This window comes from Kineosporia succinea (assembly GCF_030811555.1).
GTDB classification, from domain to species: Bacteria; Actinomycetota; Actinomycetes; order Actinomycetales; family Kineosporiaceae; genus Kineosporia; species Kineosporia succinea.
Map to the genome: position 1 here is coordinate 1800496 of NZ_JAUSQZ010000001.1, position 14128 is coordinate 1814623.

At 68.8% G+C, this 14128-nt stretch carries 11 protein-coding genes; 9 read left to right on the plus strand and 2 right to left on the minus strand.

What is annotated here, in order from left to right; all coding sequences use genetic code 11:
* Window positions 1-5: 5 nt before the first annotated feature.
* Window positions 6-2258: a diguanylate cyclase domain-containing protein gene (locus J2S57_RS07955; protein WP_307240019.1), complete on the minus strand. Its 2253-nt coding sequence runs from the start codon at window positions 2256-2258 to the stop codon at window positions 6-8.
* A gap of 247 nt (window positions 2259-2505) precedes the next feature.
* Here J2S57_RS07955 and zwf point away from each other — a divergent pair, with 247 nt between their 5' ends.
* The 7 genes from zwf (at window position 2506) to J2S57_RS07990 (ending at window position 10025) form a co-directional block, all read left to right on the plus strand.
* Window positions 2506-4002: a glucose-6-phosphate dehydrogenase gene (zwf, locus tag J2S57_RS07960; RefSeq protein ID WP_307240021.1), complete on the plus strand. Its 1497-nt coding sequence runs from the start codon at window positions 2506-2508 to the stop codon at window positions 4000-4002.
* A 282-nt stretch (window positions 4003-4284) separates the two neighbouring features.
* A complete protein-coding gene (locus J2S57_RS07965) occupies window positions 4285-5544 on the plus strand; it encodes an extracellular solute-binding protein (protein ID WP_307240023.1) in 1260 nt (419 codons plus the stop codon).
* Window position 5545: 1 nt separating this feature from the next.
* Window positions 5546-6508: a carbohydrate ABC transporter permease gene (locus tag J2S57_RS07970; RefSeq protein WP_307240025.1), complete on the plus strand. Its 963-nt coding sequence runs from the start codon at window positions 5546-5548 to the stop codon at window positions 6506-6508.
* On the plus strand, window positions 6505-7350 hold the full coding sequence (locus tag J2S57_RS07975) for a carbohydrate ABC transporter permease (protein WP_307240027.1): 846 nt from the start codon (window positions 6505-6507) through the stop codon (window positions 7348-7350). Before J2S57_RS07970 ends, J2S57_RS07975 begins: the two co-directional genes overlap by 4 nt.
* Window positions 7351-7669: 319 nt before the next feature.
* Window positions 7670-8197 (plus strand): NADPH-dependent FMN reductase, encoded by a 528-nt coding sequence (locus tag J2S57_RS07980; RefSeq protein ID WP_307240029.1) that lies wholly within the window; start codon window positions 7670-7672, stop codon window positions 8195-8197.
* Window positions 8194-8712, plus strand: a complete 519-nt coding sequence (locus J2S57_RS07985; RefSeq protein ID WP_307240031.1) for a flavin reductase family protein — start codon at window positions 8194-8196, stop codon at window positions 8710-8712. Before J2S57_RS07980 ends, J2S57_RS07985 begins: the two co-directional genes overlap by 4 nt.
* A 59-nt stretch (window positions 8713-8771) precedes the next feature.
* Entirely contained in the window at window positions 8772-10025 is a 1254-nt protein-coding gene (locus J2S57_RS07990) for a hypothetical protein (RefSeq protein WP_307240033.1), read from the plus strand.
* A 77-nt stretch (window positions 10026-10102) separates the two neighbouring features.
* On the opposite strand, the gene J2S57_RS07995 is transcribed toward J2S57_RS07990, so the two are convergent.
* Entirely contained in the window at window positions 10103-11722 is a 1620-nt protein-coding gene (locus J2S57_RS07995; RefSeq protein ID WP_307240036.1) for an alpha/beta hydrolase, read from the minus strand.
* A gap of 209 nt (window positions 11723-11931) precedes the next feature.
* On the opposite strand from J2S57_RS07995, the gene J2S57_RS08000 reads away from it, so the two are divergent.
* The gene (locus J2S57_RS08000; RefSeq protein ID WP_307240038.1) at window positions 11932-13482 is read left to right on the plus strand and encodes an MFS transporter; all 1551 of its coding nucleotides are present in this window, start codon (window positions 11932-11934) and stop codon (window positions 13480-13482) included.
* Window positions 13483-13504: 22 nt separating this feature from the next.
* Window positions 13505-14122, plus strand: a complete 618-nt coding sequence (locus J2S57_RS08005; RefSeq protein WP_307240041.1) for a TetR/AcrR family transcriptional regulator — start codon at window positions 13505-13507, stop codon at window positions 14120-14122.
* Window positions 14123-14128: the final 6 nt, after the last annotated feature.

Here is a 14128-nt window from a genome sequence, read left to right on the forward strand (position 1 = left end):
CCGCATCAGGCCGGGGGCAGGTCGGCGGCCGCGACCACCCGGTCCCGGCCCGAGCGCTTGGCCTCGTACAGGGCCGCGTCCGCCCGGTTCATCAGGCTGTCCGCGCTCGCCTGCAGGTCCCAGTGGCAGTAGCCGATCGAGATGGTCTGCCCGCGCGGCATCGCCCGGCGCACCCGTTCCAGGGCGCGCCGGGCGTCGCTCTCCCGGCAGTTCGGCAGCGCGATCGCGAACTCCTCGCCGCCCCAGCGGGCCACGGTGTCCACCGCCCGCAGCTCCGCGCGCACGGCCTGGGCCACCTCGCGCAGCAGCACGTCGCCCTCGAGGTGCCCGTGGGTGTCGTTGTAGACCTTGAACCGGTCCACGTCGGCGACCGCCACCACGAACGGCTCGGCCGTGCGCTGCGACGCCGCCACCAGCACCGACAGCCGCTCGTCCCAGCTGCGCCGGTTCGGCAGGCCGGTGAGCTGGTCGGTGCCGGCCAGGTTCTCGTAGCGGCGCACCAGCGCGTCGTGCGCCAGCCCGAACGCGGCCTCGTCGGCCAGCAGCTCGACCGCCTTCAGCCGCCGGTCGTCCAGGTCCGACACCGGCGTCTCCCACGACACCGACAGCAGCGCCATGATCTCGTCACCGCTCATGATGGGCTGGTAGAGGATCGACTGTGCGTTGATCATCCGGGCCAGCTTCTGGTTGACCAGCGCGTTGCCCGGCACCTTCTCGATGAACAGCGACTTCTTGTCGCGCCACACCCCGGCGGTCGCGGGCGTGCTCGCCGCCGCGTAGGCCTCCCCCACCCGCTGGGCGTCCGAGCAGCCGGTGATCACGAACTCGTCGGCGTCGTTCTTCTCCAGCACCGTGGCCAGCGAGGCCCCGGCGATGTCGACCAGCGCCGTCACGATCGCCGTGCGGGCCGGCTCGCCCGACAGGATCCGGCGCGTGACCCGGTTGATCGCGGCCAGGTTGGCCTCGCTGTCGGCCAGCGCCTGCTCGGCCGCGCGCCGGTCGGTGATGTCGAAGACGTGGGCCAGCAGGTGCGGTTCCGGGTCGCCGTCGTGGATCCAGCTGAGCCAGGCCGAGGCCCAGGCCAGCACCCCGTCATGACGCCGGAACCGGACCACCACCTCCACACTGGTGCCCGGCCGCTTCATCAGGTCGCGCATCGCCGAGGGGTGCATGGCACTGTCGGCCGGGTGCACGAAGTCGGAGCGCATCCGCCCGATCAGTTCGTCGTGCGGCACCCCGAGCAGCCGGCACATCGCCGGGTTGGCCGAGATCAACCGGCCCGTCGTGTCGGTGAGCGTGATACCCATCGGGGACCCGTGGAAGATGCTGCGGAATCGCTCCTCCGACTGGGCGATCCTCGCCGCGGCGGTCACCCGCTCAGTGACCTCCCTTGCCGCACAGTGGATCTCGAGTTCACCCTTGTCCGGGTCGTGCAGCGGTGAGAGCGTGCACTCCAGCCAGTGCCAGTCCCCGCCGGAGGCCGGCATCCGCAGCGTGATCAGCTCGGCCCCGCCCCGCAGCACCGCCGCGTGCGCCTCGCGCAGCACCGGCTGGTCGTCCGGGTGCACCCGGTCGATCAACCGGGTACCCAGGTCCCTCTCGGTGTCCAGACCGAGCACCGAGCCCGCCGAGGGACTCATGTAGGTGACCCGCCCGTCCACCGTCCAGCGCGCGATCACGTCACCGGAGTTCTCGGTGAGCAGCCGGTACTCGGAGCGGGACCGGGCCAGCTGCCGTTGCGCGGTGGTGCGCAGCTCGATCTCGCGGGCCTGCTCGATCGTGCGACGGCGCAGCTCCAGCTGGGTCGAGACCTGCCGGGCGAGCGCCCGCATCTGCTCGCGCTGGCGTTCGGTGAGCTCCCGCTCGTGCAGATCGATGACGCAGATGGTGCCCAGGATGGAGCCGGTCTCGAGCAGCACCGGGAATCCGGCGTAGAACACGGCGTGGGGCGGGCCGGTGACGAACGGGTTGCTCGCGAACCGCGGGTCGATCCGCAGGTCGGAGACCTCCAGCTCGGCGCGGCCCCGCACCACGTGATCGCAGAAGGCGATGTCCCGGCCGACCGCGCACAGGTCGGTGCCGACCTTGGCCTTGAACCACTGCCGCTGCTCGTCGATCAGGGTGACCAGGGCGACGGGGCTGCCGGTGAGGTCGGCGGCGAGCTGGGCCAGGTCGTCGAAACCGGGTTCGGGCGCGGAGTCGAGGATTCCCAGCGAATGCAGTTCGGTCAGGCGCCGGGCCTCGTCCGGATGATCCACCGGGGTGAACTGTCGCGGGACCGGGCACGTCTCATCGGCAGGCGTCCCGTCCCCCCGAGGCGTCTGTGCGGCTCCCGCGTCACCAATCGTCATCTCAGCGCGGGTATCGGCACGCTGCCCGAAGGAGTGGAGGGGCCCTTGGACCGTTTCCGGAGGGACTATCGGCCTGTGACGCAGAGGCAGACATCCGAGCCCGATCGACCGGGCTCCTTCGCGCCGGACGGTCGATGGTGCCATCATCGAAGCTGTGTCCGATCTAGCACCCCAGACGATTTCCTACCCGGCCCCCGGGTCACGGCCGTCGCGGAAGGGGGAGGACTCCCTCGCCCCGCACGTGATCGTGCTGTTCGGGGCTACGGGTGACCTCGCCCGCCGCAAGCTGCTGCCCGGCATGGCGCACCTTGCCGCATCCGCCCTGGCGCCGGACATCCGCGTGGTCGGCACCTCCCTCGAGGACATGAGCGACGACGCGTTCCGCACGTTCGCCCAGGCCGCCATGCAGGAGTTCGGTACCCACAAGCTCTCGCCCGAGCAGTGGGACACCTTCGCGAAGAACCTCTGCTACGTGCCCCAGTCGGCCGGGCCCGAGGCCCTGGCCAGCGCCGTCAACGACGCCGAGGCCCAGCTCGGGCCCGACGCCCGGCGGCTGCACTACCTGAGTGTGCCGCCCAAGGCCGCTCTCGCCGTCATCACCATGCTGCGCGACGCGAAGCTGGTCGAGCGGTCGCGGGTGGTGATGGAGAAGCCGTTCGGCACCGACCTGACGTCGGCCATCATCCTCAACGACCAGGTCCACGAGACCTTCCGGGAGAGCCAGATCTTCCGGATCGACCACTTCCTGGGCAAGGAGGCGGCGCAGAACATCCTGGCGTTCCGCTTCGCCAACGGCCTTTTCGAGCCGATCTGGAACCGCAACTTCATCGATCACGTCCAGATCGACATCCCCGAGACCCTCGGCCTCGGCGGGCGGGCGAACTTCTACGAGAGCACCGGCGCCTACAAGGACATGGTGGTCACCCACCTGCTCCAGGTGCTGGCGTTCGTCGCGATGGAGCCGCCGACCGCCCTGGAGCCGCGGGCCATCAGCGAGGAGAAGAACAAGGTCTTCCGCTCGATGCTGCCGATCGACCCGCGCGACGTCGTGCGTGGTCAGTACAGCGGCTACCGCGGTGAGGAGGGGGTCGCCCGCGACTCCGACACCGAGACCTTCATCGCCCTGCGCGCCGGCATCGACAACTGGCGCTGGGCCGGGGTGCCGTTCTACCTGCGCACCGGCAAGCGACTCGCCGAGGGCGCCCGGATCATCTCGATCGCCTTCAAGGAGGCGCCGAAGTCGATGTTCCCGGCCGGTTCGGGCGTCGGCGCGGCCGGTCCCGACCACCTCACGTTCGACCTGGCCGACGCCTCGAAGGTGTCGCTGTCGTTCTACGGCAAGCGGCCCGGCCCGGGCATGAAGCTCGACAAGCTGAGCATGCAGTTCTCCACGCAGGAGACCGAGCGGGCCGGCGACGTGCTCGAGGCCTACGAGCGCCTCATCCTCGACGCGATGAAGGGCGACCACACGCTCTTCACCACCGCCGAGGGCATCGAGAGTCTCTGGGAGCGGTCCATCCCGCTGCTCGAAGACCCGCCGCCGGTGAAGCCGTACGCCCCGGGCACCTGGGGGCCGAACGCGATCCACCAGCTGATCGCCCCCCACGCCTGGCGCCTGCCGTTCGAGCGGGCCTGGCGCGAGCACCGGTAACCATCTGCCCGTCCGGGCAACCACCGGGACGCCGGAGAGCATCGCTCTCCGGCGTCCTTCGTATTTGCCCCCTCCGCACCCCATCGCAGGTGAAAGCCCTTTAGCAGAAGCCCCGACGGGGCGAACCGGGACAGACCCGGATGAACACCTCTTGACGCCACCGGGATCCTGCGCGATGGTTACGGCCGAATCGTAAAGCGTCTTTACAAACCCTTCGCAGCAGTTCAGGGGCGACCCTTACGCCCCGCCTCCCCCTCCCGTCCGACAACAGGAGTTTCTGCGATGAACAGACGAGCCCAGGCCTTCACGGTCGGCGTCACCGGCCTCGCCCTCACGCTCGCGGCGTGCGGTGGCGGCACCGGCGCGAGTGACACCGGGAGCGACGGCGGTGACGGCAAGGTCGACTCGATCAAGCTGGTCGCGGCCGAGTACAGCTCCGAAACCCAGGGCTTCTGGCAGGATTTCGCCAAGACCTACGAGGAGAAGACCGGCACGGAGCTCGAGGTGCAGGTGGTCAGCTGGGACGACATCGACCAGCAGAGCAGCACGATGATCCAGAACGGCAACCCGCCGGACATCCTGAACCTCAATGCTTACGCCAGTTACGCGAAGGACGGCCTGCTCTACAGCGCCGACGAGGTGCTCTCACCCGACGTGAAGTCCGATCTGCTGCCGAACTTCGTCACCAGCGGCACCTACGACGGCAAGCTCTACGGCATGCCCGACCTGTCGTCGGCGCGAGCCCTGTTCTACAACAAGGACCTGTTCGAGAAGGCCGGCATCGACGCGCCGCCCACCACCTGGGACGAGTTCGCCGCCGACGCCAAGAAGATCAAGGACACCGGCGACGGCGCGGCCGGGTACGCCGAGCCGCTGGGGCCCGAGGAGGCCCAGGCCGAGTTCTCGATCTGGATGTTCAACAACGGCGGCAACTGGAAGACCGACGGCAAGTGGTCGATCAACTCGGCCCCCAACGTCGAGACGCTGGAGTTCCTGAAGAAGCTCAGCACCGACGGTGTCACGCAGAACAACCCGGGCAAGACCAACCGCACCGACGGCGCGTTCGCCGACTTCGCGGCCGGGAAAGCGGGCATGGTGGTGGGCTTCTCGCCGCTGGCCGCACAGCTCGACGAGGCGAAGAAGGTGGAGTACGGGGTCGCCCCGATGCCCTCGAACACCGGTGACGAGCCCAAGTCGTACGGCGTCACCGACTACCTGATGGCGTTCAAGAAGGACGGCAACGCCGAGGCGGTCAAGGCCTTCTACGACCTGTACTACCAGACCGACCAGGTGAACACGTTCATCGAGAACGAGGGTTTCCTGCCGGTCACCCGGAGCGGCGTGGAGAAGTTCAGCTCCGACGCCGACCTGAAGGTCTACCTCGACACCCTCACCGGCGTGCAGCTCACCCCCACCGACGACCCGACGTGGGACACCATCAAACTGGCCGTGCAGCAGGAGATCGGCGCGGCGGTGGGCCCGGACGGCGACCCGAAGGCGATCCTGGACGACCTGCAGAAGCAGGCCGAGTCCGGGAGCTGAGGTGACCGACCAGCTCGAGAAGGCCGGCCCCGTGACCACGGGCACGGGGCCCCGCCGGCGCTCGAAGCGCACTGAGACCGGCTACGCCAGTGGCCTTTCCGCGATCCCCTGGCTGATCGTGCCGGTCCTGCTCATCGCCGGCGTGGTCGTCTACCCCGCGATCGCCCTGGTGCAGGCGTCCCTGTCGGAGTACTCGATCACCGGATTGCGCAAGGGGTCGGCCGGTTTCGGCAACTACACCGACATCCTGAGCCACGACGACCTGTGGACCGTTCTGGCCAACACCGGGATCTGGGTGGTCGTGGTGGTCGCGCTGACCATCCTGATCGGCCTGGGCCTGGCCCAGTTCATGGCCAAGGACTTCTACGGCCGCACGGTGATGCGCTGGGCGATCATCATCCCGTGGGCGGCGTCGCTGGTGATCACCGCGCGGCTGTTCACGCTGATCCTCGACTACGAGCACGGCGTGCTCAACCAGCTGCTCGTCACCCTGCACCTGATCGGTGAGCCGATCGACTTCCTCGGCGACGACACCTGGGTGATGCCCGCGATGATCGGCGTCGGGGTGTTCGTCTCGCTGCCGTTCACCGCCTACGTGCTGCTGGCCGGGCTGAACGCGATCCCCGCCGACATCGTCGAGGCCGCCCGCGTCGACGGCGCCTCGCCCCGGAAGATCTACTGGCACATCACCCTTCCGCTGCTGCGCCCGGCGCTGCTCGTGGCCAGCGTGCTGAACCTGATCTACGTGTTCAACTCGTTCCCGCTGATCTACACGCTGAACGACCGCAATCCCGGGTTCAGCCACGACACGTCCATCACCTACAGCTACAAGCTGGCGTTCAAGGCGGCCGAGCGCAGTGTCGGCATGTCCGCCGCGATGGGGGTGCTCAACGTGCTGCTGATCCTCGTGGTGGTGCTCGTGTACCTGCGGATCATCCGCTGGAGGGAGGTGACCCAGGGATGACCGCGGCCACCGTGTCCGTCCGCAAGAAGGCCCGGCCCTACTACCTCTCACTCATCGGCCTCGCCATCACCCTGGTGTTCGTGTCGCCGTACGCGGTGATGCTGCTCGACGCGCTGCGGCCCGCGCACGACGTACTGGCCTCACCGCCGTCGTTCCTGCCGCGCGAGTGGCAGTGGAACACCTTCGGCACCGTGCTGTCGGACAGCCGGTTCCTGAACTGGCTGAAGACCTCACTGCTGGTGGCGATCTCGTCGACGGCGATCGTGCTGGCGGCGGCGGTTCCGGCGGCCTACTTCACGGCGCGCTTCCGGTTCCCCGGGCGCACCGCGTTCCTGCTGGCCGTGCTGGTGACCCAGATGTTCTCGCCGACCTCGCTGGTGGTCGGCCTCTACCGGCAGTTCTTCGACCTCACGATGGTCAACACCTACGCCTCGATCATCATCACCAACGCGGCGTTCAACCTGGCCTTCGCGATCTGGATCCTGCAGGGGTTCTTCGCCTCGATCCCGCGTGAGGTGGAGGAGGCCGCGCACCTCGACGGCTGCGGCCGGGCCCGCACCCTCTGGCACGTGATGCTCCCCCTCACCCTCCCCGGGCTGGTCACGACCGTGATCTTCACCTTCATCGCGGCCTGGAACGAGTACGTGGTGGCCCTGACCCTGATGAGCGACGACTCGAAGAAGCCGCTGACGGTCGGCATCAACTCCTACGTCACCGGCTATCAGCAGCACTGGGACGAGCTGTTCGCCGCCTCGCTGATCGCGGTGGTGCCGGTCGTCATCCTCTTCGCCCTGATCGAGAAGCACCTCGTGGGTGGGCTCACGGCCGGTTCGGTGAAGTAGAGGCCCAGATGATGGACGTGGTGGTCGCCCCGGGAGGGCGGCCACCACGTCCGTTCGGGTCCGGGAGAGGCGAACCTCACTGTTCCGGTCAACAATCTTGACATCGCGTCAGGCGAACCTAATATCGAATGCAGCAGCGTAAGACGTTGCAGCCGCCGTCGTGACACAAGAACGCGACAGGTGAATGTTCCTGCACTGCAGGCACTTCGGGCTGCCCAAAGACGCGCTTCGCGGAACGGGCCGGTGTGCGGGGACTGACCATCTCGTCCGTGCGGCGTCTGAGAGACGCCGCGCCCGGCTGCTGAAGGATGTGGAACCGGTGAAGATCGCCGTGGTCGTGGGCAATCCCAAGCCCGCTTCACGAACCCTGCGGGTGGCGGAGTCCGTCACCGACGCGATCGAGAAACTGCTGCCCGGTGAGCCCACCGAGCGCCAGGTGATCGATCTGGCCGACTACTCCTCGAGACTCTTCGAGTGGCCCGAGCCCACCCTGGCCGAGCTGAACGACGCGGTCGCGGCCAGCGACCTGCTCGTGGTCGCCTCCCCCACCTACAAGGCCACCTACACCGGCCTGCTCAAGGCCTTCCTCGACCGCTACCCCAGCAACGGGCTGGGTGGCGTGGTGGCCGTGCCGGTGATGACCGGGGCCGCCGCCGACCACGCGATGGCCACCGAGGTGAACCTGCGCCCGCTGCTCGTCGAGCTGGGCGCCACCGTGCCCAGCCGGGGGCTCTACCTGGTGATGACCCGGATCGCCGAGCTCGACGCGATCACCTCCGACTGGGCCCGGGCGAACGCGGCCACGCTGGTGCCGGCCCTCACCGGCCGCCTGGGGGTGACCCGGTGAGCGACAACACGATCGACTTCGACGCCGCCCAGTTCCGGCGGGTGATCGGCGGCTTCGCGTCCGGCATCGTGGTGGTCACCGCGCTCCACGAGGGCGAGCCGGTCGGGCTCACCATGCAGTCGTTCTTCAGCCTCTCGCTCGACCCGCCGCTCATCGCCTTCTCGCCGGCGCTGACCTCGACCAGCTACCCGCGCATCCGCGAGGCCGGGGCGTTCACGGTGAACATCCTGGAGGCGGGCCAGGAGGCTCTCTGCAACCAGTTCGCGCGCAGCGGCGGCGACAAGTGGCGCGGCGTGGCCTGGGAGCCCGGCACGACCGGGGCGCCGCGACTGGAGGGCGTGCTGGCCACGATCGACTGCGACCTGGAGAACGAGTTCGTGACCGGCGACCACTACCTCACGGTGGGTCGTGTGCGGTCACTGCACGCCACGCCCGGTCTGCACCCCTTGCTCTACTTCAACGGCACCTACCGGCGTCTGCACCCGCACCAGGAACTCGGGGTCCGCAGCGCCTGAGACGTCCTCGGCGACCGCCCCCACTGACGGGAACGTCCCGGGTCGGGCAGACTGCCCACATGGAAGAGGACGACGACGAGCTGACCATCCTGGTGGGCGCCGCTGAGGGTTCGACGGCGCTGGAACGCGACGGCATGCTGCGGCGGCTGGAGGAATCGGTCACGCTGGCCATCGCCGAGTGCACCAACGAGGGCTACCTCACCAACGGCATGACCGGCGAGGCCGACATCAGCCTGACCGTCGCGGCTCCCGGTCTGGCCGCGGCCGAGGTGCTGAGCCTGGTCGGCGACAGCGTCGCGGCGCTGATCAACGACCCGGCCAACCCGGGCTGGGGACCGTTCTCGGTCAGCGTCACCGGCGAGTCGGCCGACGTCACCGAGGGCCTCGACGACGCCCCGGACCTGCAGGTCCTGGACGACTACGACGAGGTCGAGGAACTGCGCCGGCAGCTCGACGGCGACTCCGGCGGCGACCTCGACGTGGAGACCGTGGTGGTCGTCACCGGTCCCGACGGGCTCAGCCTGACCGGGATCGAGACCAGCCGCGACACCGAGGCGAGCCGCGAGCAGCTGCTGCACAGCGCGAGCGTCCTGACCGGGGTCGACCTGGCCCTGCTCACGGCGCTCGACACCGAGAGCGACGACGAGGAGGCCGGGGAGGAAGCGATCACCCAGGCCCGCTTCGTGGCCGGGGCCCTGTTCCAGGCCTCGGTCGCCGTGGTCGACCAGCTGTTCGTCGACCTGGACACGCTGACCCGCGACGGCGTCACCGAGACCGTGGCCGATGCCCCGGAGGACGTGTTCTTCGTGCTCGGCGGCCTGCCCGAGCGGTACACCGACCGTTACGACGCGTTGTTCACGCAGCGGCTGATCGTCGCCACGGCCGACGTCACCCGGCGCTTCACGGCCGGATGGGAGCCGCTGTCGTGCGTGGCCCACGAGCTGGCCCTGCGCCTGCTCCTGGACAACGCCGAGGTGCAGCTCGACCAGGCCGACGTGGAGCTCGACGAGGGCTGGCGAGAGGCGATCGAGGCGAACCTGTTCGAGGACTCCGACCACGAGATCCTCTTCGACGCCCCGTCCGAGGACGACGACGAGGAGGAGGACGAGGACCTGCAGCTGTCCGAGGACTCCGCGCCGATGGGCTTCGTGCACTGGTTCACGCCGTTCAACGCCGACCGGTCGCTGCCGCCCTACCTGGTGGAGAGCCTCGAGGAGATCGACGACCTCGAGGACCTCGACGACGAGGAGTCCGAGGACGACGGGCCGGGCGAGGGTGGCCTCGGCCAGCCGCAGGAGCACCAGCAGCACTGATCCAGCCTGATCCGGCACGGCAGAAGGCCCGGCCCTCCTTTTTCGGGGACCGGGCCTTCTGCGGTTTCAGGTGATCGTCAGGCGGCGTTCTTGCCGGTGTCCGCCTTGGCCGTGGTGCTGCTGCCGGCCGGGGTCGGCTGCGGCACCGGGGAGCACTGCTTGTCCGAGGTCCGGCCCTTGACCCGCTTGGGCAGGGTGCCGTCCTTCAGATAGGCGGCGATGGTGTCGTCGGTGCAGGCGACCCCGTTGAGCGAGCCGGAGTGCGTGGTGCCGTTCTTGCCCTCGATCAGCACCGACTTCGGGAACCGGCTGCGGACCTCGAGGGCACCCGCGTACGGGGTGGCCGCGTCGTGCGTCTCGGCGATCAGCAGGATGCCGGGCGCCTTCGACCCGTCGACCTTCACCGCCTTGCCGACCTCGCCGTCCCAGTACAGGCAGGGCGCGTTGAACCAGTTGTTCGACCAGGTCATGAACGGCGCCTTCTGGTGCGTGGCCCGGGCGTCCTTCTTCCACTTCGCCCAGCTCTTCGGCCACTGCACGTCGGTGCACTGGGTGGCCAGGTAGACCGCGAAGCCGTTGTCCTCGCCCGGCCCCTGCGGGTTCGAGGAGTCGTAGAGCGCCTTCAGCGTCTTCCAGTCACCGTCGTGCACCCAGCCGGCGAAGGCGTCCGCCGTCTCCTCCCAGCCGAACACGTAGTACCCGGCGCCGAGGAAGATGTCGGTCCACTCGTCACCGCCGATCTTGCCGCCGGCGGCCTTCTTGTCCAGGGCGTTGAGCTGCTGGTAGTACAGCTTCTTCACTGCCGCGGCCGTCTTGCCCAGCTTGTAGGTGGCGTTGTTCTTGGCCACCCAGCCGAAGAAGACGTCCATGTTGGCGTCGAAGGCGATGTCCTGGTCGAGATTCGCCTGGTACCAGACGTTGCGCGGGTCGACCACGCCGTCGAGCACCATCCGGCGCACCCGGGTCGGGTACTGGGTGGCGTAGACCTGGCCGAGGTAGCTGCCGTACGAGAAGCCGTAGAAGTTGATCTTCTTCTGGCCCAGCGCCTTGCGCAGGACGTCCATGTCCTTGACGTTGTCCGTGGTCTTCAGGTTGTCGAGCAGCGCGCCACCGGCCTTGGCGCAGTCCTGCGCGTAGCCCTTCGAGCGCTTCAGCCAGACCTTCTCGTCCTTCGTGGTCTTCGGGACGTACTTCGGCCGGTCGTAGGAGAAGTAGTTGCCGTCGCAGGAGAGCGCGGGCTTGCTCGAGCCGACGCCGCGCGGGTCGAAACCGATCCAGTCGTAGGCGTCACCGGCGTTGTCGGGCACGTACTGCCCGAGCGACGACAGGGTCAGGCCGGAACCGCCCGGACCACCCGGGTTGACCAGCATGACGCCCTGGTACTTGGCCTTCTTCACGGTGTGCGAGATCCGTGAGACGGCCAGCTTGATCTTCTTGCCCTTGGGCTTGTCGTAGTCGAGCGGCACCGTCAGGAAGCCGCACTTGGCGCCGAGCGACTGCAGGCCGGCGCTCGCGCACTTGCCCCACTTGATCGGCTCGGGGCTGAACGCCACCTGGGTGGGGGCAGGCGCCGCCTGAGCGACTCCAGTCGTGGAACCGCTCCCGGAACCGGAAGCCTGCGCCACCGAGCCGGTCACCACAGAGGTGGCCACCAGCGCGGCGGAAGCCGCTATCACCACGATCTTCTTTTTCACCATCTGCCCTCTTGATCACGATTGATGGAATCTGTATTTCCGCTGAGTGTTCCGGCGTCGTGCCCGATTGGCAATAGATGCTCCCCCGGCCCTGAGGCATACATCACATCCGGGAGCCAGTCGGGCGGCGAAACGGAATCTGCATTCCGCAGTTCGGTAGTTTGGGACGGCAACGGAATCTCAGTTCCGTCGACCAGCGAACAAGGAGCACGATGCGGTCCGCCGCCGGAATTCCGAGCGCAGAATCCGATCTTGAGAAGTCATGGCCCAGGAGCCCCCGCCGCACCGCCCCGGGCGTCACCTTCGCCGTCCTCACCCTCGGGGTCGCGGCGTTCACCCTTCTGCAGTCACTCGTCATCCCGGTGATGACGACCATCCAGCACGACCTGGGCACCACCCAGAACGGCGTCACCTGGGTCCTCACCGCCTACCTGCTGTCCGCCTCGGTGGCCACGCCGATCCTCGGCCGGATCGGTGACCTGGCCGGCAAGGAACGGGTTTTCGTCGCCACCCTGATCGCCCTGGCGGTCGGCTCGCTGCTCTCGGCGCTGGCGCCCAACCTGGCCGTGATGATCGTGGCCCGGGTGATCCAGGGCCTCGGTGGCGGCGTGCTGCCCCTGGCCTTCGGCATCATCCGCGACGAGTACCCGGCCCACCGGGTGACCGGCGCGGTCGGCAGCCTGGCCTCACTCAGCGCGGTCGGGGGCGGGCTGGGCCTGGTGCTCGCCGGCCCGATCGTCGACGTGCTGAGCTACCGCTGGCTGTTCTGGATCCCGATGATCATGACGGCGATCGCGGCGGTGGCGGCCTGGCGGCTCGTTCCCGCCTCGCCGGTGCGCTCGGCGGGCCGGATCTCCTGGCCGCCCGCCCTGCTGCTGTCGGCCTGGCTGGTCTGCCTGCTGCTGGCGCTGAGCCAGGGGTCGTCGTGGGGCTGGATCTCACTGCCGGTGCTCGGCCTGATCGCGGCCGCGGCGGCGCTGGCCGCACTCTGGGTGCTGGCCGAGACCCGGGCCACCACACCGCTCATCGACATGCGGATGATGCGGCGCCGGCCGGTCTGGACCGCGAACCTGGTGGCACTGCTGCTCGGGGTGGCGATGTACGCGGTGTTCGGCTTCCTGCCCCAGCTGCTGCAGACCCCCGAGGCCGCGGGCTACGGCTTCGGCGCCGGCATCACGCTCTCCGGCCTGATGATGGCCCCGCAGTGCATCGTGCAGCTGCCCACCGGCATCCTCTCGGGCAACCTCTCGGCCCGCTTCGGCGGCAAGTGGTTCACCGTCACCGGGTGCGCCGTGACGATGCTCTCGATGCTGATGTTCGCCTTCGCCCACGACACCGTGCTCCAGATCCTGATCGGCTGCGCCGTCTTCGGATTCGGTATGGGACTGGTGTTCTCGGCGATGTCCGGGCTGATCGTGCAGGGGGTGCCGCAGGAGCAGACCGGGGTGGCGAGCGGCATGAACGCCAACATCCGCACGATCGGAGGGGCGATCGGCTCGGCCGTGATGGCCAGTGTCGTCACCTCGCACGCCGGCCCGGCCGGGTTCCCGGCCGAGTCCGGGTACACGCTCGGTTTCACCCTGCTCACAGGAGCTCTCGTGCTGGCCACGCTGGCCGGGCTGCTCATCCCCGACCTGCGCCCGAAGGCGCGGGCCGTGACCACGGCGACCACCACGTCCACCACGGACAGCAAAACCCCGGTGGCCACCCCGGAACTCGCCCTGGTGCCGGGCGGTACGCTCGTGGGTGATGAACCGGAGTGACGGCCCGTCTGAGGTGAGCGCCGTGGGAACGTCTCTGCGCCCGATGCGACGCGACGCGGCGCGCAATCTCCAAGCAGTGCTCACGGCTGCCCGTGAGGTGATCTCCGAGTCCGGCGTCGAGGCCAGCATGGAGCAGATCGCCTCGCGGGCCGGCGTCGGGGTGGGCACGCTCTACCGGCACTACCCGAACAAGCAGGCGCTGGTCGACGAGCTGGTCCGGATCATTCTCGACGAGCTGATCAGCACCGCCCGGGCCGGCCTGGAAGACGAGCGGGGACTCGAGACGTTCTTGCGGGCCTTCGGGCGGTCGCTGGCCCGCCATCACGGTTACTCGGCCAAGCTTTTCAGCCCGGGCAACGAGAAGCACCAGCTGCAGCTGAACGCACTGATCGCCGAGCTGCACACGCAGGCCTGCGCGCACGGCCGGATCTCACCCGATGTCTCGTTCGGCGACGTCCGAGCCCTGATGTGGGCGCTGCGTGGCATCGTGGCGGTCACCGGGCAGAACGCGCCCGACGCCTGGCAGCGTCATCTCGACCTGCACCTGGCCGCGCTGCGCATCGAGCCGGTGCCGAGCCACCGGCCCTCGATCACCGACGACCAGCTGAAACGTATTGCCGAGGCGCAGAAGAAGGCCTGAGACAGA